Origin of the sequence: Isoptericola sp. NPDC057653, assembly GCF_042799955.1 — a bacterium.
In the GTDB taxonomy this organism is placed as follows: domain Bacteria; phylum Actinomycetota; class Actinomycetes; order Actinomycetales; family Cellulomonadaceae; genus Isoptericola.
This window is the reverse complement of the sequence record NZ_JBHVHP010000001.1, coordinates 1,504,749-1,527,206: the sequence shown is the minus strand read 5'-3', so window position 1 is coordinate 1,527,206 and position 22,458 is coordinate 1,504,749. Positions and strand designations below refer to the sequence as shown.

General features: G+C 73.3%; 19 protein-coding genes. 5 read left to right on the top strand and 14 right to left on the bottom strand.

Annotated elements, in window-relative coordinates; genetic code table 11:
- Positions 1-32 precede the first annotated feature (32 nt).
- The 10 genes from nuoI to ACFU9A_RS06840 form a co-directional block, all read right to left on the bottom strand.
- Complete coding sequence (nuoI, locus tag ACFU9A_RS06885) at positions 33-833, bottom strand: NADH-quinone oxidoreductase subunit NuoI (RefSeq protein WP_430574514.1); 801 nt, start codon at positions 831-833, stop codon at positions 33-35.
- Complete coding sequence (gene nuoH / locus ACFU9A_RS06880; protein ID WP_430574513.1) at positions 830-2,182, bottom strand: NADH-quinone oxidoreductase subunit NuoH; 1,353 nt, start codon at positions 2,180-2,182, stop codon at positions 830-832. Before nuoH ends, nuoI begins: the two co-directional genes overlap by 4 nt.
- Positions 2,179-4,845, bottom strand: a complete 2,667-nt coding sequence (locus ACFU9A_RS06875; protein WP_430574512.1) for an NADH-quinone oxidoreductase subunit G — start codon at positions 4,843-4,845, stop codon at positions 2,179-2,181. The genes nuoH and ACFU9A_RS06875 overlap by 4 nt, the downstream gene beginning before the upstream one ends.
- Positions 4,845-6,179: an NADH-quinone oxidoreductase subunit NuoF gene (gene nuoF / locus ACFU9A_RS06870; protein ID WP_430574511.1), complete on the bottom strand. Its 1,335-nt coding sequence runs from the start codon at positions 6,177-6,179 to the stop codon at positions 4,845-4,847. The genes ACFU9A_RS06875 and nuoF overlap by 1 nt, the downstream gene beginning before the upstream one ends.
- Positions 6,172-7,029: an NADH-quinone oxidoreductase subunit NuoE gene (nuoE, locus tag ACFU9A_RS06865; protein ID WP_430574510.1), complete on the bottom strand. Its 858-nt coding sequence runs from the start codon at positions 7,027-7,029 to the stop codon at positions 6,172-6,174. The genes nuoF and nuoE overlap by 8 nt, the downstream gene beginning before the upstream one ends.
- Entirely contained in the window at positions 7,026-8,369 is a 1,344-nt protein-coding gene (locus ACFU9A_RS06860; protein WP_430574509.1) for an NADH-quinone oxidoreductase subunit D, read from the bottom strand. The genes nuoE and ACFU9A_RS06860 overlap by 4 nt, the downstream gene beginning before the upstream one ends.
- The gene (locus tag ACFU9A_RS06855; RefSeq protein ID WP_430574508.1) at positions 8,366-9,100 is read right to left on the bottom strand and encodes an NADH-quinone oxidoreductase subunit C; all 735 of its coding nucleotides are present in this window, start codon (positions 9,098-9,100) and stop codon (positions 8,366-8,368) included. Before ACFU9A_RS06855 ends, ACFU9A_RS06860 begins: the two co-directional genes overlap by 4 nt.
- Entirely contained in the window at positions 9,097-9,648 is a 552-nt protein-coding gene (locus tag ACFU9A_RS06850) for a NuoB/complex I 20 kDa subunit family protein (RefSeq protein ID WP_380245150.1), read from the bottom strand. The genes ACFU9A_RS06855 and ACFU9A_RS06850 overlap by 4 nt, the downstream gene beginning before the upstream one ends.
- Positions 9,649-9,772: 124 nt before the next feature.
- Positions 9,773-10,135, bottom strand: a complete 363-nt coding sequence (locus ACFU9A_RS06845; RefSeq protein WP_430574507.1) for an NADH-quinone oxidoreductase subunit A — start codon at positions 10,133-10,135, stop codon at positions 9,773-9,775.
- A gap of 82 nt (positions 10,136-10,217) precedes the next feature.
- A complete protein-coding gene (locus ACFU9A_RS06840; protein ID WP_430574506.1) occupies positions 10,218-11,531 on the bottom strand; it encodes a geranylgeranyl reductase family protein in 1,314 nt (437 codons plus the stop codon).
- A gap of 290 nt (positions 11,532-11,821) precedes the next feature.
- On the opposite strand from ACFU9A_RS06840, the gene ACFU9A_RS06835 reads away from it, so the two are divergent.
- Entirely contained in the window at positions 11,822-12,016 is a 195-nt protein-coding gene (locus tag ACFU9A_RS06835) for a YtxH domain-containing protein (protein WP_430574505.1), read from the top strand.
- Between the two features lie 97 nt (positions 12,017-12,113).
- Here the strand turns inward: ACFU9A_RS06835 and ACFU9A_RS06830 are convergent, their stop codons facing one another.
- A complete protein-coding gene (locus tag ACFU9A_RS06830) occupies positions 12,114-12,809 on the bottom strand; it encodes a demethylmenaquinone methyltransferase (protein WP_430574504.1) in 696 nt (231 codons plus the stop codon).
- Between the two features lie 180 nt (positions 12,810-12,989).
- On the opposite strand from ACFU9A_RS06830, the gene ACFU9A_RS06825 reads away from it, so the two are divergent.
- From ACFU9A_RS06825 to ACFU9A_RS06815, 3 genes are all read left to right on the top strand, one after another.
- Positions 12,990-14,345, top strand: coding sequence for an 8-oxoguanine deaminase (locus ACFU9A_RS06825; RefSeq protein ID WP_430574503.1), 1,356 nt, complete (start codon positions 12,990-12,992; stop codon positions 14,343-14,345).
- 152 nt (positions 14,346-14,497) lie between these two features.
- Positions 14,498-15,958 (top strand): nucleobase:cation symporter-2 family protein, encoded by a 1,461-nt coding sequence (locus ACFU9A_RS06820; RefSeq protein ID WP_430574502.1) that lies wholly within the window; start codon positions 14,498-14,500, stop codon positions 15,956-15,958.
- Between the two features lie 70 nt (positions 15,959-16,028).
- The gene (locus ACFU9A_RS06815; RefSeq protein ID WP_430574501.1) at positions 16,029-17,444 is read left to right on the top strand and encodes an isochorismate synthase MenF; all 1,416 of its coding nucleotides are present in this window, start codon (positions 16,029-16,031) and stop codon (positions 17,442-17,444) included.
- Between the two features lie 124 nt (positions 17,445-17,568).
- Here the strand turns inward: ACFU9A_RS06815 and ACFU9A_RS06810 are convergent, their stop codons facing one another.
- Positions 17,569-19,128 (bottom strand): DUF6114 domain-containing protein, encoded by a 1,560-nt coding sequence (locus ACFU9A_RS06810; RefSeq protein WP_430574500.1) that lies wholly within the window; start codon positions 19,126-19,128, stop codon positions 17,569-17,571.
- Positions 19,129-19,156: 28 nt separating this feature from the next.
- Positions 19,157-19,747 carry a DUF6230 family protein gene (locus ACFU9A_RS06805; protein WP_430574499.1) on the bottom strand — a complete coding sequence of 197 codons (591 nt, stop codon included), beginning with the start codon at positions 19,745-19,747 and terminating at the stop codon, positions 19,157-19,159.
- Positions 19,748-19,901: 154 nt separating this feature from the next.
- Here ACFU9A_RS06805 and ACFU9A_RS06800 point away from each other — a divergent pair, with 154 nt between their 5' ends.
- Complete coding sequence (locus ACFU9A_RS06800; protein ID WP_430574498.1) at positions 19,902-20,510, top strand: TetR/AcrR family transcriptional regulator; 609 nt, start codon at positions 19,902-19,904, stop codon at positions 20,508-20,510.
- 104 nt (positions 20,511-20,614) lie between these two features.
- On the opposite strand, the gene ACFU9A_RS06795 is transcribed toward ACFU9A_RS06800, so the two are convergent.
- Positions 20,615-22,435 carry a S1C family serine protease gene (locus ACFU9A_RS06795; RefSeq protein ID WP_430574497.1) on the bottom strand — a complete coding sequence of 607 codons (1,821 nt, stop codon included), beginning with the start codon at positions 22,433-22,435 and terminating at the stop codon, positions 20,615-20,617.
- Between the last annotated feature and the right edge of the window lie 23 nt (positions 22,436-22,458).

Below are 22,458 nucleotides of genomic sequence, written 5' to 3'. Positions count from 1 at the left end.
CCAGAAGAGCGCGGCCTCCGCGCCCGAGGCGGTCACGACCGGGCTCCGGCGGTGGGCGCGACGCCGCCGGACGCGCCGCCGGCCGTGCCGTCCGAGACGTGCCCGCCCTCCGCGGCCTGCCGGGTCGCGACGGCCGCCTTGGTGGCGCTGCCGCGCAGCCGGTGCCGGCGGGGCGTCGGGGGCGGCGCGTCGCCGTGCACCACCCGCTCGGCGGCGTCCAGCGTGGCGTCGTCGGGCCGGTGCTCGCGCACCCAGGCCACCTGCTCGGCCGTGGGCGCGGTGACCTCGCCCCGGTAGTACTCGGTGTCCGTGGTGCCCTCGACCATCGGGTGCGGCGCGGCGAGCATGCCCTCGGCGAGCGGGGCGAGCAGGTCCTGCTTCTCGTAGATCATCCCCGCGCGGTCGGGCCCGGCCAGCTCGTAGTCGTTGGTCATCGTCAGCGCCCGGGTGGGGCACGCCTCGATGCACAGCCCGCAGAAGATGCAGCGCAGGTAGTTGATCTGGTAGACGCGGCCGTACCGCTCGCCGGGCGACATGTGCTCGCCGTCGGGCAGGTCGGCGTTGTCCGCGCCCTCCACGTAGATCGCGTCCGCGGGGCAGGCCCACGCGCACAGCTCGCACCCGATGCACTTCTCCAGCCCGTCGGCGTACCGGTTGAGCTGGTGGCGGCCGTGGTAGCGGCGCTGCGGCGGCGTCTTCTTGCGCGGGTACTGCTCCGTCACGGTGGGCCGGAACATGGAGGAGAACGTCACGCCGAACCCGGCCACCGGGGCGAACAGGTCGCCCAGCGGACCCTTGCTCGGGCGCAGCGGCTCGTACGGCTTGTCGGTCATCGCGTCTCCTCGGATCGGTCGACGGCGGAGGCGGCGGCCGGGACGTCGGCGGCCTGCGGGACGTGCCGGCGGGCGCGGGGCGACGGCGGCAGGGTCTGGCCCGGCAGCGGCGGCACGGGGAAGCCGTCGGCGAAGGCGTCGAACTCGCCGGCGGGCCGGCGCGCGCCGCCCGGTGGCTGCCCGGACGCGGCGGCGCCGGACGGCTTCTTGCGCTCGGGCCACAACCACAGCAGCGCGACGACGACCACGGCCGCGACGGCCACGCCGGTGATGAGCTGGGTGCGCGTGATGCCGGCGAGGCCCAGGTACTGGAAGACGGAGAGCACCACGACCCAGCACAGCGCGACCGGGATGAGCACCTTCCAGCCGAACGACATGAACTGGTCGTAGCGCAGGCGCAGCAGGGTGCCGCGGACCCACACGAACACGAACATGACGAGCCAGAGCTTGGCGAGGAACCACAGCACCGGCCACCAGCCGGTGTTGAACATCCCGTCGTTGATCGCCGAGAGCGGCCACGGCGCCCGCCACCCGCCGAGGAACAGCGTGGTCGCGACGGCCGAGACGTTGAGCATGTTGATGTACTCCGCCAGGAAGAACCAGGCGAACTTCATCGAGCTGTACTCGGTCATGTAGCCGGAGACGAGCTCGCCCTCGGCCTCGGGCAGGTCGAAGGGCAGGCGGTTCGTCTCGCCGATCATCGAGATGACGTAGACGACGAACGCGGGCAGCAGGGGCAGGAACCACCAGATGCCCGCCTGCGACGCGACGATCTGCGACGTCGACATCGAGCCGGCCATGATGAACACGCTGACCAGGGAGAGCCCCATCGCCAGCTCGTAGGAGATGACCTGGGCCGTGGAGCGCACGGAGCCGAGCAGGGGGTAGGTCGAGCCGGACGACCAGCCGCCGAGCACGATGCCGTAGACGCCCATCGACGCGCAGGCCAGCACGTAGAGGATCGCGACCGGGAAGTCGGTGAGCTGCGCCGGCGTCGAGTAGTCGGTGAACGGGATCGTCACCTCGGGGCCGAACGGGATCACCGCGAAGACGAGCAGCGCGCAGAACACGGAGATCATCGGCGCCAGCAGGTACACGACCCGGTCCGCGCGGGTGACGTTGACGTCCTCCTTGAGCAGCAGCTTCATCGCGTCGGCGAGCGACTGCAGCAGGCCGAAGGGCCCGTGCCAGTTGGGGCCGGGGCGCACCTGCATGCGCGCCACGACCTTCCGCTCGAACCAGATCGCGAAGAGCACGCTCGTCAGCAGGAAGACGACGATGAGCACGGCCTTGATGAGCGAGACCCACAACCAGTCGTTGCTGAAGTCGGCGGCGACCCCGGGGATCATGCGGCCCCTCCCTGTTCGTCGGTCGAGCCTGCCGGGGCGCCCGCGCCGACCGGCTCGGCGGGCGGCCCGATGCGCACCAGGTCGCCCGGCACGGCGCCGAGCGTGTCGTGCACGCGGCTGCCGCGCGACGCGAGCGGCAGCCAGACCACGTGGTCGACCATCTCGGTGATCGCGACGGGGACGGTGAGCGACCCACGGTCGGTCGCGACGGTCACCCGGTCCCCGTCGTAGACGTCCACGGCGGCGGCGGTGGCGGCGGACATCCGCGCGACCGGCCGCTTGGCCGTGCCGGCGAGGAACTGCTCCCCGTCCTGCAGGGCACCGTCGTCGAGCAGCAGGTGCCAGGTCGCGAGGACGGCCGAGCCGGCGGGCACCTCGGGCGGCTCCACGGGCTCCCCCGCGGGGGCCGCGACCCGGGCACCGCCCCAGGCGGGCAGCGCCGCGATCGCCCGGTGGGCGTCGTACGGCGTCGCCGCGCCGAGCGCGACGCCGGCCTGCGCGGCCAGCGCGTCGAGCACGCGGTGGTCGGGCAGCGCGGCGGAGTCCAGCGCCTGGCCGAACGCGCGCACGCGCCCCTCCCAGTTCCAGTACGACCCGGCCCGTTCCGCGGGCGGGGCGACGGGGAGCACGACGTCGGCCAGCTCCGTGACCTCGGACCGGCGCACCTCGAGCGAGACCACGAAGCCCGCGGCCTCGAGGGCCGTCCGCGCGTGCGCCGGGTCGGGCAGGTCGGCCAGCTCGACGCCGCCGACGAGGGCGCCGCCGAGCTGCCCGACGGACAGCGCGTCGAGGATCTCCGCGGCGTCGCGGCCGGGCGCGGCCGGCAGGGCGTCGGCGTCGATCCCCCACGCTTCGGCGACCTCGGCGCGCGCGGCCGGGTCCGTCAGGGGGCGGCCGCCGGGCAGCAGCCCGGGCAGCAGCCCGGCCTCCAGGCCGCCGCGCTCCCCCGCGCGGCGCGGGATCCACGCGACCCGCGCGCCGGTGGCCGCCGCGAGCCGCAGCGCGGCGCCGTAGGCACCGGGCGACGACGCGAGCCGCTCGCCGACGAGGATCAGCGCGCCGGGGGCGGCGAGCCCCTCGGCGACCGCGCCCAGCGTCGCGGCGTCGGAGTCGGCGGGCACGAGGCCGCCGTCGGCGCGGGTGGCGAGGATGCCCAGCCACTCGGCCTCGGTGCCCGGGGCCGCGGGCAGCAGGGTGCCGTCGAGGCGGGCGAGCCCGCGGCTCGCGAAGGGCGCCACGGACCAGACCTTCGTCCCGTGGGCGCGCACGGCCTTGCGCAGCCGCAGGAAGGTGATGCCGGCCTCCTCCTCGGCCTCGAGGCCCGCCAGCAGCACCGCGGGCGCGGCCTCGACGTCGCCGAAGGTCACCCCCGTCCCGGTGCCGGCCACCGCGTGCCCGAGGAACGCCGTCTCCTGCGCGGAGCCCACGCGGGCCCGCTGGTCGACGTCGTCCGTGCCGAGCACGGTGCGCGCGAAGCGCGACCAGGCGAAGGCGTCCTCGACCGTGAGGCGGCCGCCCGGCAGCACGCCCACGCCGCCGGCCGCCCGCGCGGCGGCCAGGCCCTCGGCCGCCAGCTCGAACGCCTCGACCCACGACGCCGGCCGCAGCTCCCCGCGCGAGACGACCGTGCCGTCGGCGTCGAGCTGCCGGTCCCGCACCAGCGGGGCGGTGAGCCGGTCCGGCGCGGCCTGCCAGGTGAAGGCGAAGCGGTCCTTGTCGGTGATCCACTCCTCGTTGACCGCCGGGTCCTCGCCCGACAGGCGGCGCAGGACGACGCCCCGGCGGTGGTCGACGCGGATCGCCGCGCCGCAGGAGTCGTGCTCGGAGATCCCCGGCGTCGAGACGAGGTCGAACGGCCGGGAGCGGAACCGGTAGGCGGCGCCGGTCAGCGCGCCCACCGGGCAGATCTGCACGGTGTTGCCGGAGAAGTAGGACGCGAACGGCTGGCCGCCGGCCGTGACGGCCGCCGACCCGAACGTGGCCTCCGCGGGCTCGCCCTGCGGCGGCGCGAAGTCGAGCACCGTCTCGTCGAAGCGGCCGATCTGCTGGTGCGCGCCGCGCTCCTGCAGGGCGATGAACGCGTCGCCCGCGATCTCGTCGCTGAACCGGGTGCAGCGCTGGCACAGCACGCACCGCTCGCGGTCGAGCAGGATCTCGGTGGAGACGGCGATCGGCTTGGGGAACGTGCGCTTGACGTCCTCGAACCGGGACTCGGCGCGGCCGTTGCTCATCGCCTGGTTCTGCAGCGGGCACTCGCCGCCCTTGTCGCACACGGGGCAGTCCAGCGGGTGATTCATGAGCAGCAGCTCCATGACCCCGTGCTGCGCCTTGTCGGCCACGGCGGACGTCCGCTGCGTCTTGACGACCATCCCGGGCGTCACCGTCATCGTGCAGGAGGCCTGCGGCTTCGGCATCGGCCGCACGTTGCCCTCGCGGTCGGGCATCGCGACCTCGACCAGGCACTGGCGGCACGCGCCGGCCGGCTCCAGCAGGGGGTGGTCGCAGAACCGCGGGATCTGGATGCCCACCTGCTCGGCCGCCCGGATGATCAGCGTGCCCTTCGGCACGGTGACCTCGACCTCGTCGATGGTGAGCGTCACCGTCTCCACGGGCTTGTCGACCTGGCCGCCGCCCGTGCCCGGCTTGTCCGTGGTCGCCGTCATCAGTGACCTCCCGCCCCGGCGAGCGCCGGCGTCTGCTTGGGGGTGTACGCGAAGAGGGCGCTGGCGCTCGGGTCGAACGGGCAGCCGTGGCCGTCGATGTGCGCCTGGTACTCGTCGCGGAAGAGCTGGATGCTCGACGTCACGGGGGACGTCGCGCCGTCGCCGAGCGCGCAGAACGCGCGCCCGAGGATGTTGTCGCACAGGTCGAGCAGCAGGTCGACGTCGCGCTCCTCGCCCCGGCCCGCCTCGATGCGGTGCAGCACCTGCTTGAGCCAGTACGTGCCCTCGCGGCACGGGGTGCACTTGCCGCACGACTCGTGCGCGTAGAAGTCCGTCCACCGGCTGACCGCCCGCACCACGCACGTCGTCTCGTCGAAGAGCTGCAGGGCGCGGGTGCCGAGCATCGACCCCGCCGCGCCCACCGACTCGTAGTCGAGCGGGGTGTCGAGGTGGTCCGCCGTGAACAGGGGCGTCGACGAGCCGCCGGGCGTCCAGAACTTCAGCTGGTGCCCGGCGCGGATGCCGCCGGCCTGGTCGAGCAGCTCGCGCAGCGTGATGCCGAGCGGCGCCTCGTACTGGCCCGGCCGGGTCACGTGCCCGGACAGCGAGAACAGCCCGTGCCCCTGCGACCGCTCCGTGCCCATGCCGGCGAACCAGTCCGCGCCGCGCGCGACGATGCCCGGCACCGACGCGATCGACTCGACGTTGTTCACCACCGTGGGCCGCGCGTAGAGGCCCGCGACGGCGGGGAACGGCGGCTTGAGGCGCGGCTGACCGCGCTTGCCCTCGAGGGAGTCGAGCAGCGCCGTCTCCTCGCCGCAGATGTACGCGCCGGCCCCGGCGTGCACGGTGACCTCCAGGTCGAAGCCGGAGCCGAGCACGTCCTTGCCGAGGAACCCTGCGTCGTACGCCTCCTGCACCGCCGCCATGAGGCGCCGGTACACGTGCAGCACCTCGCCGCGCACGTAGACGAACGCGTGGTGGCAGCCGATCGCGTAGCTCGTGATCGCGATGCCCTCCACCAGGTGCTGCGGGCTGGCGAGCATCAGCGGGATGTCCTTGCAGGTGCCCGGCTCGGACTCGTCCGCGTTGACCACGAGGTAGCGCGGGCCGCCGTCCGGAGGAGGCAGGAAGCCCCACTTCATCCCGGTCGGGAACCCGGCGCCGCCGCGTCCGCGCAGGCCGGAGTCCTTGACCGTCTGCACGACGTCGCCCGGCTCCATCGTCAGCGCCTTGCGCAGCCCCGCGTACCCGCCGGCCGCCTCGTACGCGGCGAGCTTCCACGACCGCTCCGCGTCCCACGTGTCCGTGAGCACCGGCATCAGGTCAGTCATCGCTGCCACCCTTCGGCTCGACGTCTTCCTCGGTCGCGGGCTTCCGCTCGGCCGACGACTGCGCGCCACCGGTCTCGGGCGGCACCTCCGCCGGGTCCGCGACCGCGGGCGGGCTGTCCGAGGACGGGGTGTCCGGGGACGACGGGGACTCCCCCGCACCCTCCGGAACCGCGTCGACGGCCGCCGCGGCGCGGGCGAGGCGCAGGCCCGCCAGCGTCGGCTCCCCCGCCCCGACGCCCTCGTCGGCGCGGCCGTCGGTGAACCCGGCCAGCACGCGGCTCATCTGCTTGAAGGAGCACACGGACGACGCGCCGCGCGTCGGCGCGACCTCCTGCCCGGCCCGCAGCCGGTCGGTGAGGTCCGTGGCCGACTCCGGCGTCTGGTTGTCGAAGAACTCCCAGTTGACCATCACGACCGGCGCGTAGTCGCAGGCCGCGTTGCACTCGACGCGCTCGAGCGTGATCGCGCCGTCGTCGGTGGTCTCGTCGTGCCCGACGCCGAGTCGCTCGCTGAGCTCGTCGAAGATGGCGTCGCCGCCCATGACTGCGCACAGCGTGTTGGTGCACACGCCCACGGTGTAGGTGCCGTTGGGGTGCCGCTTGTACTGCGTGTAGAAGGTGGCGACGGCGCTCACCTCGGCGGGCGTCAGCTCCAGCTGCTCGGAGCAGAACATGATCCCGTCGCGGCTGACGTACCCGTCCACCGACTGCACCAGGTGCAGCATCGGCAGCAGGCCGGAGCGCGGGTCCGGGTAGCGCGCCTTGATCGCGGCGGCGTCGGCGGTGAGCGACGCCAGCGTGTCGGCGTCGTACCGGGCCTGCGAGCGCGCGCTCGTGGGTTCTGCCGTCATCGGTCGACCCCTCCCAGCACGGGGTCCAGGGACGCGACGGCGACGACGACGTCGGCCACCTGGCCGCCCTCGCACATCACCGACACCGCCTGGAGGTTGTTGAACGACGGGTCGCGGAAGTGCGCCCGGTACGGCTTGGTGCCGCCGTCGGACACGGCGTGCACGCCGAGCTCGCCGCGCGGGTGCTCGACGGTCTGCCACGTCTGCCCGGCCGGGACGTGGAAGCCCTCGGTGACGAGCTTGAAGTGGTGGATCAGGGCCTCCATCGAGGTGCCCATGATCTGGCGGATGTGGTCGAGCGAGTTGCCCTGGCCGTCCGCACCGACCGCGAGCTGCGCCGGCCACGCGATCTTCTTGTCCGCGACCATGACCGGCGCGCCGGCGGTGTCCTCGAGCCGCGTGAGGCACTGCTCCACGATCCGCAGCGACTGGTAGCACTCCTCGATCCGCAGCACGACCCGCGAGTAGCAGTCCGCGTCGGTGGACGTCGGCACGTCGAAGTCGTAGGTCTCGTACCCCGAGTACGGGAACGCCTTGCGCACGTCGTACGGCAGGCCCGCGGAGCGGAGCACCGGGCCGGTGATGCCGAGGGCCATGCACCCGGCGAGGTTGAGCACCCCGACGTCCGTGAGGCGCGCCTTGAAGATCGGGTTGGCGAGCATGAGGTCGCCCAGCTGGCCGAGGTACGTGCGGATCTTCGGCAGGGCCCCGCGCACCTGGTCCTCGAAGCCCTCCGGCACGTCCTGCGCGACGCCGCCGGGCCGCACGTACGCGTGGTTCATGCGCAGTCCGGTGACGGCCTCGAACAGCCGCAGGATCTCCTCGCGGGCCGTGAACCCGATGGTCATGACCGTGGTCGCGCCCATCTCGTTGCCGCCCGTGCCGAGGCACACGAGGTGGGAGGCCACGCGGTTGAGCTCCATCATCAGCACCCGGATGATCGACGCCCGCTCGGGCACGTCGTCCGTGACGCCCAGCAGCTTCTCCGTGGCGAGGCAGTACGCCGTCTCCTGGAAGAGGGGCGCCAGGTAGTCCATCCGGGTGCAGAACGTGGTGCCCTGCGTCCAGGTGCGGAACTCCATGTTCTTCTCGATGCCGGTGTGCAGGTAGCCGATGCCGCAGCGGGCCTCGGTGACCGTCTCGCCGTCGATCTCCAGCATGAGGCGCAGCACGCCGTGGGTGGAGGGGTGCTGCGGGCCCATGTTGACGACGATGCGCTCCTCGCCCACGGCCTCGCGGGCGATCTCGTCCCAGTCGCCGCCGGACGCCTCGAACCCGGGGATGCCGGGGTCGAACTCGTCCGTCGGCGCCTTGGTGGCGCTGAATGTCCCCGAGGTCATGAGTACTGCCTCCTCGTGTCCGGCGGCGGCACCGTGGCGCCCTTGTACTCCACGGGGATGCCGCCGAGCGGGTAGTCCTTGCGCTGCGGGTGCCCGGGCCAGTCGTCCGGCATCTCGATGCGCGCCAGGCCCGGGTGGCCGTCGAAGACGATGCCGAAGAAGTCCCAGGTCTCGCGCTCGTGCCAGTCGTTGGTGGGGTACACCCCGGTGGTCGAGGGGATGTGCGGGTCGGCGTCCGGCACCGACACCTCGAGGCGCACGCGGCGCCCGTGGGTCACGGACGTCAGGTGGTAGGCGGCGTGCAGCTCGCGGCCCTCGTCCTGCGGGTAGTGCACGCCCGAGACGCCGAGGCTGAGCTCGAAGCGCAGGTCCTGGTCGTCGCGCAGGGCCCGGCAGACGGCCACGAGGTGCTCGCGCGCCACGTGCAGCGTCAGCTCCGCGTCCGGACTCGGCGGTGCGGTCTGCGGGTCGACGGACACCCGCTCCACGGCGTCGTCGAACGCGACCCCGGCCTCCCCGAGCACCTCCGCGAGCACGTCCACGGCCTCGTCGAACCAGCCGCCGTACGGGCGCGTCGCCGGGCCGGACAGCACCACCGGGCGGACCAGGCCGCCGTAGCCCGACGTGTCGCCCGAGCCCCGCACGCCGAACATGCCCTGACGGACCTCGACGACCTCGGGCCCGCGACCGTCCGCGGCCGGCTCGCCGCCGGCGACGACCTCCCCCGTCATCGCAGCAGCCCCTTGAGCTCGAACGTCGGCGTGGCCTCGAGCGCCGCCGCCTCCGCGGCCGCGGCCGCCTCGCGGCGGTTGACGCCCAGCGGCGAGTCCTGGATGTGCTGGTGCAGCGCGAGGATCGCGTTGATGAGCATCTCCGGGCGCGGCGGGCAGCCGGGCAGGTACACGTCGACCGGCACGATGTGGTCGACGCCCTGCACGATCGCGTAGTTGTTGAACATGCCGCCGCTGGACGCGCACACGCCCATGGACAGCACCCACTTGGGCTCGCTCATCTGGTCGTAGACCTGCCGCACGACCGGCGCCATCTTCTGACTCACCCGGCCCGCGACGATCATCAGGTCGGCCTGCCGCGGCGACGCCCGGAAGACCTCCATGCCGAACCGCGACAGGTCGAACCGCGACGCGCCGGCCGCCATCATCTCGATGGCGCAGCACGCCAGCCCGAACGTCACCGGCCACACGGACGCCTTGCGCAGGTAGCCGGCCAGGTCCTCGATCGTCGTCAGCAGGAAGCCCGACGGAGCCTCTTCCAGGCCCATGACCCCTCCCCTTCGTGAGCATCGGTGCCGGATCGTGCCGGCATCGTCGCCGTCCGTAGTGCCGTGTCGTTCTGGGTCGTGCTGGTCGTGCAGGTCGTGCCGGGTGGTGCTGCCGTGCGCCGGGTCAGACCCAGCTCAGGCCGCCGCGTCGCCACTCGTAGACGAAGGGCACGGTGATGAGGGCGAGGAAGGACAGCATCGCCACCACGCCGAAGCCGGCGAGCGCCGCGAAGTCCACCGCCCACGGATAGAGGAAGACCACCTCGATGTCGAAGACGATGAACGTCATCGCGACCAGGTAGTACTTGACCGGAAGGCGCCCGCCGCCCACCGCGTGCGGCGTCGGCTCGATGCCGCACTCGTACGCGTCGAGCTTGGCGCGGTTGTAGCGCTTGGGGCCGATGACGGCGCTCGCCGCCACGCCGCCCACGGCGAGCACCAGGGCCACGCCCATGAGCATGAGGACCGGCACGTACGGGTTCGTCATCGCAGGCCCCCCGTCCGCGCCGCCTCGCCGCTGCCGCGACCGACTTCGTGCATCTCGACCACTCCCTTGTGCTCGTGTGCGTTCATGCCGCCGGGACCACCCTGGTGAGCCCCGCGATGACCCGGTCCACCCAGTCACCGCCGCGCGGCTCGTAGCAGTCGGACAGCAGCTTGAGCACGAACCGCATGACCACCGGCCGCGGCAGCCCGTACCGGACGCACAGCCGCATGATCTGCGGGTGCTCGATGAGCCGCACGAACCAGCGGCCCAGCGTGTAGTAGCCGCCGAGGTCCGCGCGCATCCGGTCCGCGTAGGACGCGAGCGTCCGCTCCCGCGCGTCGTCGGTGGTGCGGGTGCGCGCCTGCGCGATCGCGTCGGCGGCGACCCGCCCGGCCTGGAGGCCGTAGGCGATGCCCTCGCCGTTGAACGGGCTCACCATGCCGGCCGCGTCGCCCACGAGGAGCGCGCCGCCGGAGTACAGCGGGCTGCGGTTGAAGCCCATCGGCAGCGCCGCGCCGCGCACCGGACCCACCTGGTTCTCCGGGGTGAACCCCCAGTGCTCGGGGGCGTTGCGCATCCAGGCCTGGAGCATGCCGCGGTAGTCGTGCCCGGTGGCGGACTGGCGGGCGGGCGTCGAGCTCACGGAGCCGAGGCCGACGTTGGCCGTGCCGTCGCCGAGGGCGAAGATCCAGCCGTAGCCGGGCAGCAGGTTCGACGCGCCGGGCGCCCCGTCCCAGAGCTCGAGGTGCGACTCCATCCACGCGTCCTCGTGGCGGGACGTGCCCTCCGTGCGGAAGTAGGTGCGCACCGCCGTGCCCAGCGGGCGGTCGTCGCGGCGCGTGATGCCGAGCCCGGTCGCGAAGCGCGACGAGACGCCGTCGGCCGCGACGACGACGGGCGCGCGGTACACGGCCTCGTCGCCGTCGGCGCGGCCCCGGCCGTCGAGCGGCTGCGCGCGGACGCCCACGACCCGGCCGTCGCGGTCGTCGAGCAGCGGGCCGGTCACCTTGGTGCGCTCGAGGAGCTTGGCGCCGCTGGCCTGCGCGTGCTGGGCGAGGCGGTGGTCGAGCGACGTGCGGGCCCGGGCCATGCCGTAGCCGGGGTAGGAGTCGAGGTCGGGCCAGGGCAGCTCCCACGAGCGCGCACCGGCGACCACCCGCAGACCCTCGTTGCGGATCCACCCGTCCTCGGCGCGGGTGCCGAGGCCCATGCGGGCCAGCTCCCCCACCGCGCGGGGCGTCAGCCCGTCGCCGCAGACCTTGTCGCGGGGGAAGGACGCCTTGTCGAGCAGGAGGACGTCGAGGCCCGCGGACGCGCACCAGTGAGCGGTGGACGTCCCGGCCGGGCCGGCGCCCACCACGATCACGTCAGCGTCGTCCGAACGACCTGCGCGCACGTGCTCACCTCGCTCCCTCGAGCGCCCCGGCGACGGTGCCGGAGTCGATTTGTGAACCCCATCACAACTCTTGTCGAGCACTCTAGTCACGTTCGCGGGGCGATGTGTAGGAAGGTAACCCTTCCTTGCCGCGGCACCTCCCGCGGCACGGCCCCGGGCCTGCGTCGCCGCAGGTCCGCAAGGGTGCGGACATCGGCATGTCGCGGGGTGCGTGCCCGCCCCGACGTGCCTACGGTCGTGCCCACGACCCGCGACATCGACCGCAGCGAGATCTCCAGGAGGCTCCACCCATGAAGGCAGGACCCGCATTCGTCGTCGGCGCAGCACTCGGTTACCTGCTCGGCACCGAGAAGGGCCGGCAGCAGCTCGACAAGGCCAAGGACTGGGCGACGGAGACGTGGAACGACCCGCGCGTGCAGGCCAAGGTCTCGGACGTCACCTCGACGGTCACGGACTTCGCCAAGGAGCGCACCGCCGGCAGCTGAGGGCATCCGTTCGGCAGGTGGTGGACCTGTTCGGCACGACCGCGGACCGAAGAGATCCACCACCTGCCGAAGAGCAAAGCCCGGCCCCGGCGCCGCCTCAGGCCGGGCGGACGCCCCGGTGCAGGGCGACGACGCCGCCGGCGAGGTTGCGGTACGACACCCGCTCCCACCCGGCGGCGAGGAGCCGGCGGCCGAGCGCGGCCTGGTCGGGCCAGGCGCGGATCGACTCCGCCAGGTAGTCGTACGAGCCCCGGTCGCGGGTCACGGCGCCCGCCACCACGGGCAGCGCCCGCATCAGGTACTCCTGGTACACGACGCGGAACGGCGCCCAGGTGGGCGTGGAGAACTCGCAGACGACGACCCGCCCGCCGGGCCGCACTACCCGCAGCATCTCGTGCAGCGCGGCGTCCGTGTCGACCACGTTGCGCAGCCCGAAGCTGATCGTCACGGCGTCGAACGCGCCGTCGGCGAACGGCAGCCGGGTGGCGTCGCCCGCGACGAACGAGAGGTCGGGGCGGCGCGCCTTGCCCACCGTGAGCATGCCGAGGCTGAAGTCGGAGGGGACGACGAGCGCGCCGTCGGCGGCGAACGGCTCGCTGGACGTGCCGGTGCCGGCCGCCAGGTCGAGCACCTTCTCGCCGGGGACGGCGGCGACGGCCTCGACGACGGCCCGGCGCCAGCGGCGGTCCTGCCCGAGAGAGACGAGGTCGTTGACGAGGTCGTAGCGCCGCGCGATGCCGTCGAACATGGACGCGACCTCGGCGGGCTTCTTCTCCAGGCTGGCGCGCGACATGGACGTCATCGTCGCACGACGGCCCGCGCGGCCCGCGCGACCCGTTGACGGCGCCGCGCGCCTCGCCTAGCGTCCGGGTCGAGGACGGCGTGCGGCCGTGGCTCCCTGGATCGGCAGACAGGCCCACTGAGCCGGCGCGACGCGGCGCCGGTCCCAGGACGCCGCCGTCAGGAGGCACCGATGAGCACCTGGATCAAGAACCCGCTGGCCGTCTTCACCGCGGACGACTCCCCCGAGGCGCCCGACGCGCGCGGCGGCGTCGTCGTGGACGACGGCGTGATCACCGAGCTGGTCGCCGCCGGCGGGACCCCCGCCACCACGGTCGACGAGACGTTCGACGCGTCGGAGCACGTGGTCACGCCCGGCCTGATCAACACGCACCACCACTTCTACCAGACCCTCACCCGGGCCTGGGGGCCCGTCGCGGACGCCGAGCTGTTCCCCTGGCTGGTCAACCTGTACCCGGTGTGGGCGCGCCTCACGCCGCGCGCCCACGAGCTCGCGACGAAGGTCGCGCTGACCGAGCTGCTGCTGTCCGGCTGCACGACCGCCGCGGACCACCACTACGTCTTCCCCGCGGGCCTGGACGACGCGATCGACATCCAGGTCGCGGCGGTCCGCGAGCTCGGGATGCGGGCGACGCTCACGCGCGGCTCGATGACGCTCGGCACGGACGACGGCGGCCTGCCGCCGCAGTCCGTGGTGCAGGACGCCGACACGATCCTGGCGGATTCCGAGCGCCTGGTCGCGGCCTACCACGAGCGCGGCCCGGGGGCGCGGGTCCAGATCGCGCTGGCGCCGTGCTCGCCGTTCTCGGTGACGACGCAGAACATGCAGGACACGGCCGAGCTGGCCGCCCGCCTCGACGTGCGCCTGCACACCCACCTCGCCGAGACGATCGACGAGGAGGACTTCCTCCGCGAACGCTTCGGCATGCGCACCGTCGACTACCTGGAGTCGGTGGGCTGGCTGACCGACCGCGCCTGGCTGGGCCACGGCATCCACTTCGACGACCAGGAGATCGCGCGCCTCGGCGCGGCGGGCACGGGCGTGGCGCACTGCCCGACGTCGAACATGCGGCTCGCGTCCGGCATCGCGCGCGTCCTGGAGCTCGAGGACGCGGGCGTGCCCGTCGGGCTCGGGGTCGACGGCTCGGCCTCGAACGACGCGTCGACGATGATCCTCGAGGCGCGCCAGGCCCTCTACCTGCAGCGCCTCAAGTACGGCGCGTCGGTGCCGGTGGCGCGCGCCCTCGGCTGGGCGACCCGCGGCTCGGCCCGCGTGCTGGGCCGCGACGACCTCGGCGTGCTCGCCGTCGGCAGGCAGGCGGACCTCGCGCTGTGGCGCCTGGACGAGCCGCGGTTCTCCGGCTCGCACGACCCGGTCGCCGCCCTCCTCCTGTGCGGCGCCGACCGCGCCGACCGCGTGATGGTCGGCGGCGACTGGCGCGTCGTCGAGGGCGCGGTCGTCGACCTCGACCTGCCCGCGCTGCTCGCCGAGCACCGCGACGCCGCACGCCGCCTCGTCGCCGGCTGACACGCGGCGCCCCCCACCGCAGACCGCACGAAGACCCCGATCCGCGATCCGGAAGGGGTTGACACAGATCACACTTTGCCGGTCGAATAGTGGAAGGCTTCTTCCACTAGCCGGAAGATAGACGACTCTGATAGCGAACAAGGAGGTCCGCTATGTCACGGTCCGCAACCACCCGGCCGGCGACCAGCCCGACCCGTCCCGAGGACGAGCGCCTGCCGCTCGGCGCCACGTTCGGGTACGGCTTCCAGCACGTCCTCACGATGTACGGCGGCATCATCGCCCCGCCGCTCATCGTCGGGAGCGCGGCCGGCCTGACCCCGGCCGAGATCGGGACGCTCGTCGCCGCCTCGCTGTTCATGGGCGGGCTCGCGACCGTCCTGCAGACGTGGGGCATCAAGTTCTTCGGCTCCCAGCTGCCGCTGGTGCAAGGGGTGTCGTTCGCCGGCGTGTCGACGATGGTCGCCATCGTGGGCGGCGGCGGCGGGATCCGGGCCGTGCTCGGCGCGGTGCTGGTCGCCTCCGCCATCGGGTTCCTCATCACGCCGTTCTTCGCGCAGATCATCCGGTTCTTCCCGCCGGTCGTCACCGGGGTCGTCATCACGACCATCGGCCTCACGCTGATGCCGGTGGCGGCGAACTGGGCGATGGGCGGCAACGCCGACGCACCCGACTACGGCTCGGTGGGGAACATCGGCCTCGCGTTCCTCACGTTCGCGATCGTCATCCTGCTGTCGAAGGTCGGCTCCGGCACGGTCTCGCGGCTGTCGATCCTCATCGCGATCGTGGCCGGCACGCTCATCGCCCTCGCGCTCGGCAAGGCCGACTTCGCCGGCGTGGGCGAGGGCCCGATCTTCGCCTTCCCCGCACCGTTCGCGTTCGGCACCCCGACCTTCGAGGTCGCCGCGATCGTGTCGATGCTCATCGTCATCCTCGTGACGCTCACGGAGACGACGGCGGACATCATCGCCGTCGGCGAGATCGTGGGCACCAAGGTCGACCGCAAGCGGATCGCCAACGGCCTGCGCGCCGACATGGCGTCGTCGGTCGTGTCGCCGGTGTTCGGCTCGTTCACGCAGTCCGCGTTCGCGCAGAACGTCGGCCTGGTCGCGATCACCGGCATCAAGTCGCGGTTCGTGGTGTCGGCCGGCGGAGTGATCCTCGTCGTCCTCGGCCTGCTCCCCATCCTGGGCCGCGTCGTGGCCGCCGTCCCGACCCCCGTGCTGGGCGGCGCCGGCGTCGTCCTGTTCGGTTCCGTGGCGGCGTCGGGCATCCGCACGCTCGCCAAGGTGGACTACAGCAACTCGATGAACCTCGTCATCGTGGCGGCGTCGATCTCGTTCGGCATGGTGCCGATCGCGAAGCCCGACTTCTACGACCAGTTCCCGACGTGGTTCGGCACGATCTTCCACTCGGGGATCAGCTCGGCCGCCCTGATGGCGATCCTGCTGAACATCCTGTTCAACCACATCAAGGCGGGCACGCCGGAGAACCCTTCGGTGTTCGTCAAGGGCACCGCGAGCAAGGCCGTCGACGACGACCAGCTCGAGGACCTGGCCGACGACGGCGTCCTCAACCGCTCGAACGAGCGGCGCGACGGCGCGTCCACCTCCTGACCCGCGCGGCGCGGGTGAGCAGCGCACCGTGAGCGGGGCGTGGCGGGCCTCCGGGCGTACCCTGGAGCCGATGTCCGCCACGCCCCTGCCGGCTCCGCGACCCCTCCCGGGCGCGGCCACCGGCACCACCCCGGATCCCGCGACCGAGCCCCTCGCGCTCCTGGTCCGCACCTCCCGGATCGACGACCTCCCCGGCGGCCTCACCGCCCTCGTCGACCTCCTGCCCGACGCCCGGCCGCTCAGCTGGGTGCGGCGCGGCGACGGCATCGTCGGCTGGGGCGAGGCCCTGCGGTTCGACACGTTCGGGCCCGGCCGGTTCGCCGACGCCGAGGCCGCCTGGCAGGCCACGCTCGCGCGCGCCGTCGTCCGCGACGAGGTGCACCTGCCCGGCACGGGCCCGGTCGCCTTCGGCACCTTCGCCTTCGACGACGCCGGCCAGCTCGACGACCAGGACGGCGACGACGTCGGTCACGGACGACCCGACGGATCCCTGGTGGTGCCGCGGGTCGTCGTGGGACGGCGCGGCGGCGTGACGTGGATGACCACCATCGCCCCCGGCGCGAGCATCGACGCCGCCCCCGGCACCGAGGCGCTGCGCCGGGAGCCCCGCACGGAGGTGCCCGCGCCGGGCCGCGTCCGGTTCTCCGACGGCGCCGTCGCGGCGGACGACTGGCCCGCGGTGGTGCGCGAGGGCGTGGCCCGCATCCAGTCGGGCGCGCTCGAGAAGGTGGTGCTCGCCCGCGACGTCCTCGCGACCACCGAGCACCCGCTGGACCCCCGGTGGCTGCTGCGCCGCCTCGCCGACCGGTACGAGGCCTGCTGGACGTTCTCCGTCTCCGGCATGGTCGGCGCCACCCCGGAGCTCCTGGTGCGCAGCGAGAAGGGGCTGGTCACCTCACGCGTGCTGGCCGGCACGATCCGTCGCGAGGCCGGGATGTCGGACGACGACGCCCTGCTGCACGCCGCGCAGCTCGCGCGCTCCTCCAAGGACCTCGAGGAGCACGAGTACGCCGTGCGCTCCGTGGCCCGCGCCCTGGAGCCCTTCTGCTCCTCGATGAACGTCCCCGACGCGCCGTTCGTGCTGCACCTTCCGAACGTCATGCACCTCGCGTCCGACGTCACGGGCGTCCTCGACCGCGTGGCACCGGGCGGTGACGACCGGCCGCCGTCGTCCCTGACGCTCGCGGCCGCGCTGCACCCCTCGGCCGCCGTCTGCGGCACGCCGACCGTCGTCGCGCGCGACCTCATCCGCGAGATCGAGGGCATGGACCGGTCCCGGTACGCCGGGCCCGTCGGCTGGGTCGGCGCGGACGGCGACGGCGAGTGGGGCATCGCGCTGCGCTCCGCGGAGCTCTCCCCCACCGACCCGCGGCACGTGCGCCTGTTCGCCGGGTGCGGCATCGTCTCCGCCTCCGACCCGGAGGCCGAGCTCGCCGAGTCCGAGGCCAAGCTCGTCCCCATGCGCTGGGCGCTCGGCGCGGACTGACCCGCCCGCTCCCCCGAGGCCGGGGGAGCACGAAGGGCGTCGAGGTGGTTCGCGTGCCGGCGTGGGGCACGATGCCCACCCGCCGGCGCGAGCTACCTCGACGCCCTTCGGACCTCCTCGGCGGTCAGTCCTCCCAGACCTGCTCGCGGAAGTCGGACCAGACCTGGACGTCGGAGGTGGCGCCCATGAGGCCGATCCGCGCGTCCGTGAGGGCCAGCAGCATCTCGACCAGCGACGCGCCGCTGGTCAGCTGCTCCCCCAGCTCCGCCCAGTCGTCGCCGTCCGGGAGGTTCGCGTGGATGGAGGAGATGTACATCTGCGCGTTGCCCTGCATCGACACGTAGTCGGCGTCCGTGACCGTGCCGCCCAGCGTGCCGTCGTTGTCGGCGTACGTCTTGAGCCAGAACCCGGGCACCTTGACGGAGTCGACGGAGAGCCGCAGCGCGTCGCGCCGGGGGCCGTCGTTCGTCACCGGGACGTTGACGACGTCGATCCCGTTGATGCCCGTGAGCGGGAGCTGCAGGTCGCGCGTCTCGAGGTCGCCGTCGAGCGAGAAGGTGTTCGCGTCCTCGCGCTTCCCGCAGTCGCCCGGGAGCGAGACGTTGATGTCGTACTCGCCGCCGAACGTGATCCGCGCACACGGACCGAGCTCGAGGCGGGCCTCCTCCTGGACGGACTCCTTCGCCTCCTTCTCCGTCGGCTGCTCGCCGTCGGTCTTCTCGTCGGCCTTGTCGCCCTTGTCGCCCTTCGCGTCCTTGCCGCCCGCCGCGTCACCGGCCGTCTGGGGGGTCGAGCCGCCGTCGGCTCCTTCGCCGGCGTCGGTCGCGGTGCCGTCGTCGGACGACGAGCCGCCAGGCTCCGTGGCGGCGCCCCCGTCGGTCGCCGTGCCGTCGTCGGTCGAGCCGGACCCGCCGACGTCGCCCGTCGCCGAGGGCGACGGGCTGGGCGTCGCCTCCGGCTCGTCGGCGGTGCCGCAGATCCACTCGAGCCAGCCGAGCGGGTCCCAGCAGTCCGACGCGGTGCGCACCTGCGCCGGGACGACAGCGCCGGACTGGACCGCCGTCGCACCCGTGCTGCCGAGGGCGAGCACCACCACCGCGGCCGCGACGGCCGCGTGCCGTCCGCTCCGGGCCGGCTTCTCCTCGAAGGGCAGGAGCTCGGCGAGCGTGACCTCCTCGCCGTCGGCCCGCGGGTCGGCGGGCTCGACGCCCGCCTCGGGGGCGGGGTCCGCCGAGGGTGCGACCGCCTCGTCGTCGGAGGCCGTGGCCTCCTCGGGCCCCGCGGCGGTGCGCGGCATCCACGACACGGCGAGGATGCCGCCGACGACGCCCAGGATCATGCCGACCCCGAACCCGCCCAGGTTGACCGCCAGCAGGGAGTACACCGAGATCGCCAGCGTGATGACGCCGTAGAACACCCGGAACTGCGGCTGGGTCGTGACCAGCACCCCGAGGAGCACCAGGGCCACCGGGAGCAGCGTGGTCTGCATGCCCTCGATGCCGAGCTGGATCTCGAAGTTGTCGAGCTGCAGCCGGCCGGAGAACCACAGCACCAGGCCGGCCAGGACCGCCAGCGTGCCGCCCCAGAAGGGCCGGCCGCTCCGCCAGGCGGCGAACCGCTGACGGCGGGTCGCGGCCGGCGCCTCGGGGGACGCCTCGGGGGTCGAGGTGTTCTCGTCGCTCACGCGGACTCCTCCATGGCTCCGGGGCGACTCAGAAGCACTCGGTGCCGTCGGAGATCTTCAGGTGCAGGTCGGTGAGCTTGAAGACCGCGGCCGACGTGCTCGACGAGACCTGCTTGAGGTTCTGGATGTCGATGGCGTCGGAGTCCATGGCGAAGTCGCCCTTGCTCCCGTGCTCCTTGGTGTTCACGGTCGAGGCGTCCACGCCGATGCGGATCTGGTTGAACGTCGCGGTGCCGCGCAGGTCGCTCATGCCGATCTGGAGGTCCGTGGCCTTCACGGGGTTCTTCGGGTTGGTGCCCGCCGAGATGAGCAGGCCCAGCGGCATGCCGGGCACCTTCACCGACTGGCAGAGGTTGTGCAGCGTCGCGTCCTTGATGTTCGCGATCGCGACCGGCTGCGCCTTGCCGTCGGCGTCCTTGGCCTGGCCGGCGTACTGCGAGAAGCCGGTACCCTCGAGGGAGTCCGCGGCGATCTTGAACTGCTGGCCCGAGATGGCCATCGACACGGGCACCGCTCCCTGGGCGACGCCGCCCATGAGGACACCGATGACCGCGACCGTCGGGACCGCGGCGAGCATGGCACGGCCTCGGCGCGTGCGCGTCAGTGCGCTGAGCTTCATTTCCCCTCCACAGACGACATGGCGACCCCTGTGTCGCCGACGAGTGGCGACGGTACGCCCCTTACTGAGGCGCCGTCAATAGAACCCCAGCGGCATGTCCCGGCCCGGGTCCCGGCACGCCCACGACCTCACGGAACGGTCATATGCTCTGGTCATGGCAGCCGCGCGACGCACCCGGATGAGCCCCGACGAACGTCGGCAGCAGCTCGTCGCCCTGGGTGTCGCGGCCCTCGCCGACCGGCCGCTGGAGGCCGTCACCGTCGAGGACCTCGCGGCCCAGGCGGGCGTCTCCCCCGGCCTCGTGCACTACTACTTCGGCAACCGCCAGGGCCTGCACTCCGCCATCGTCCGCACCGCGCGCGACGCCATGCTGCACGCGACCCAGCCACGCCCCGAGCTGCCGCCCCGCGAGCGCCTGCGCGACACCCTCGACCGGTTCGTGGAGTTCGTGCACGACCACGACGCGACCTTCTACTCCCTGGTGCGCGGCGCGGCCTCCGGCGACGAGGAGGTGCGCACCACGGTGCAGCACGCCCGCGACGTCCTCGCCGGCCACCTGCGCGACGCCTTCCAGGAGATCGGCGTCTCCCCGAGCCCCCTGCTCGACGTGGCCCTCCACGCCTGGATCTCGTTCGCCGAGCAGGCTCTCGTGGAGGCCGCGACCGACCCCCGCATCCCTCCGTCGGACCTCGCCGACTTCCTCGAGCGCAGCGCCCTGGGCGTCCTCGCCGCCCTGCGGCCGACGCCCGCCACCGCCGGCTGACCCCGCCGGCCGCGACGTCGACGCGGCCGGGCACGGCAAAGCCCCGCGGGCCGCGACGGGGAGGGGGAGGTGGTCGCGGGCCCGCGGGGCTGTCTGTGGTCCGGTCAGCTGCCGTTGCCGCCCTGGAGGAGATCCTGCAGCCAGCTCGGCAGGCTGCCCGGGTCGGTCGATCCGGAGCCGTCGCCCTGGCTCTGGCCGCCCTGGTCCAGGCCGTCCTGTCCCTGACCCTGGCCGTCCTGACCGTTCTGGCCGCCCTGACCGTCCTGGCCGTTCTGGCCGTTCTGGTCCTGGCCGCCCTGGCCGGTGGTCGACGACTCGTCCTTGACCGCCAGCGTGACGTCGACGGTCTGCGTCTTGCCGTCGCGGACGTAGGTCAGCGTCACCTTCTGGTCGGCCGCCTTCTCCCGCACGTACGCGGTGAGCGACTCTGCGCCGTTCACGGCGTTGTCGTCGATCGCGACGATGACGTCGCCCTGCTTGAGGCCGGCGTCGGCCGCCGGCGACCCGGAGGACACGTCGATCACCTCGGCGCCGCGGCGCGTGACGCCGTCGGCCGTGGCCGTCGCGTCCTGCATCGTCACGCCCAGGAAGGCGTGCTGCGCCGTGCCGTCCTTGATCAGCTGGTCCGCGATGTTGGTCGCGAGGTCCACCGGGATGGCGAACCCGAGGCCGATCGAGCCCGACTGGCTGCTGCTCGAGCCGCCCGACAGGGTGGCGATCGACGACGTGATGCCGATGACCTGGCCCTGGGCGTTGAACAGCGGGCCGCCGGAGTTGCCCGGGTTGATCGCGGCGTCGATCTGGATCGCGTTGGTGACGACCTGCGTGCTGCCGTCCTCGCCGGAGGCCGACACCGGCCGGTCGAGCGCCGACACGATGCCCGTCGTGGCGGTGTTCGCCAGCCCCAGCGGGTTGCCGACGGCCAGCACGGCGTCGCCCACCTTGACCTCGTCGTTCGAGCCGAACGACGCCGGCTTCAGGTCGTCCGGCGGGTTCTTCAGCTGGACGACGGCCAGGTCGGTGGTGGGGTCGGTGCCCACGATGGTCGCCTCGAACAGGCGACCGTCGGACAGGGTGACCTGCACCGTGTCGTTCTGGGCGCCGGACACGACGTGGTTGTTGGTGAGGATGTGGCCCTTGTCGTCGTACACCACGCCCGATCCCTCGGCGCCGCCGGCCTGGCTCTGCACCTGGATCGCCACCACGGACGGGGCGACGGCCGTCGTGACGGCCTCCCAGTTCGGGTTGGTCGACGTCGAGTTCTTGACCGGTGCCTCGTCGGCCGACTGGTTCGACGACGAGCCGACGCTGGCCAGCGACGACGGGTTGCCCGCGTCGAACGCGCCGGTCGCGGCGGCGGTGCCGAGGCTCGCCAGGATGGCGGCCGCGACCGCGGCGACCGTCACCGGCACCCACACCGGGCGCTGGCGCTGCGCGGTCGCGCCGCCCTGAGGCCCGCCCTGGGACGGGTGCTGCGAGGTCGCGTACGGGTCACCGGGCCGGCCGTAGGGCTGGCCGGGCTGCTGGCCGTGCTGCTGGCCGTGCTGGCCGTGCTGGCCCTGCTGCCCGTAAGGCTGCTGCTGACCGTACGGCTGCTGCTGGTGCTGCTGCTGCGCGTAGTACGGCGATCCGCCGGCCATCTGCCCGTAGCGCGGCTGCGGCGCCGCGGGCTGCTGGTGCGCCGCGGCCTGCTGCGCGGGCTGCTGCTGCGTGGGCTGCGGCGGCGTCGGCTGCTGCGCCGGGGTCGTCGGCAGCTGTTGGGTCGGCTGCACGGCGAGGTGCTGGGTGTCCTGCGAGGCCGGCTGCGGGGCGGCCTGCTCCGCGGCGCCCGGCTGCTCGGCCGGGTGCTCGGCGGGCTGGTTCGCGCTGCGGTTCGGCTCGTCGGCGCCCGACGGCTGCGGTGCGCCCGGGTTGTCGGTGCTCATGATGCCCTCCTCGATGTGTGCCC

Excerpts from the sequence above, each read along its gene's own strand:
- ACFU9A_RS06800 (WP_430574498.1), top strand. The coding sequence starts at position 19,902 with ATGGCAGCCGCGCGACGCACCCGGATGAGCCCCGACGAACGTCGGCAG.
- ACFU9A_RS06795 (WP_430574497.1), bottom strand. The coding sequence starts at position 22,435 with ATGAGCACCGACAACCCGGGCGCACCGCAGCCGTCGGGCGCCGACGAG.
- ACFU9A_RS06845 (WP_430574507.1), bottom strand. The coding sequence starts at position 10,135 with ATGACGAACCCGTACGTGCCGGTCCTCATGCTCATGGGCGTGGCCCTG.
- nuoH (WP_430574513.1), bottom strand. The coding sequence starts at position 2,182 with ATGATCCCCGGGGTCGCCGCCGACTTCAGCAACGACTGGTTGTGGGTC.
- ACFU9A_RS06830 (WP_430574504.1), bottom strand. The coding sequence starts at position 12,809 with ATGTCGCGCGCCAGCCTGGAGAAGAAGCCCGCCGAGGTCGCGTCCATG.
- ACFU9A_RS06815 (WP_430574501.1), top strand. The coding sequence starts at position 16,029 with ATGTCCGCCACGCCCCTGCCGGCTCCGCGACCCCTCCCGGGCGCGGCC.
- ACFU9A_RS06855 (WP_430574508.1), bottom strand. The coding sequence starts at position 9,100 with ATGACGGGGGAGGTCGTCGCCGGCGGCGAGCCGGCCGCGGACGGTCGC.
- nuoE (WP_430574510.1), bottom strand. The coding sequence starts at position 7,029 with ATGACGGCAGAACCCACGAGCGCGCGCTCGCAGGCCCGGTACGACGCC.
- nuoF (WP_430574511.1), bottom strand. The coding sequence starts at position 6,179 with ATGACTGACCTGATGCCGGTGCTCACGGACACGTGGGACGCGGAGCGG.
- nuoI (WP_430574514.1), bottom strand. The coding sequence starts at position 833 with ATGACCGACAAGCCGTACGAGCCGCTGCGCCCGAGCAAGGGTCCGCTG.
- ACFU9A_RS06835 (WP_430574505.1), top strand. The coding sequence starts at position 11,822 with ATGAAGGCAGGACCCGCATTCGTCGTCGGCGCAGCACTCGGTTACCTG.
- ACFU9A_RS06860 (WP_430574509.1), bottom strand. The coding sequence starts at position 8,369 with ATGACCTCGGGGACATTCAGCGCCACCAAGGCGCCGACGGACGAGTTC.
- ACFU9A_RS06875 (WP_430574512.1), bottom strand. The coding sequence starts at position 4,845 with ATGACGGCGACCACGGACAAGCCGGGCACGGGCGGCGGCCAGGTCGAC.
- ACFU9A_RS06805 (WP_430574499.1), bottom strand. The coding sequence starts at position 19,747 with ATGAAGCTCAGCGCACTGACGCGCACGCGCCGAGGCCGTGCCATGCTC.
- ACFU9A_RS06820 (WP_430574502.1), top strand. The coding sequence starts at position 14,498 with ATGTCACGGTCCGCAACCACCCGGCCGGCGACCAGCCCGACCCGTCCC.
- ACFU9A_RS06825 (WP_430574503.1), top strand. The coding sequence starts at position 12,990 with ATGAGCACCTGGATCAAGAACCCGCTGGCCGTCTTCACCGCGGACGAC.
- ACFU9A_RS06850 (WP_380245150.1), bottom strand. The coding sequence starts at position 9,648 with ATGGGCCTGGAAGAGGCTCCGTCGGGCTTCCTGCTGACGACGATCGAG.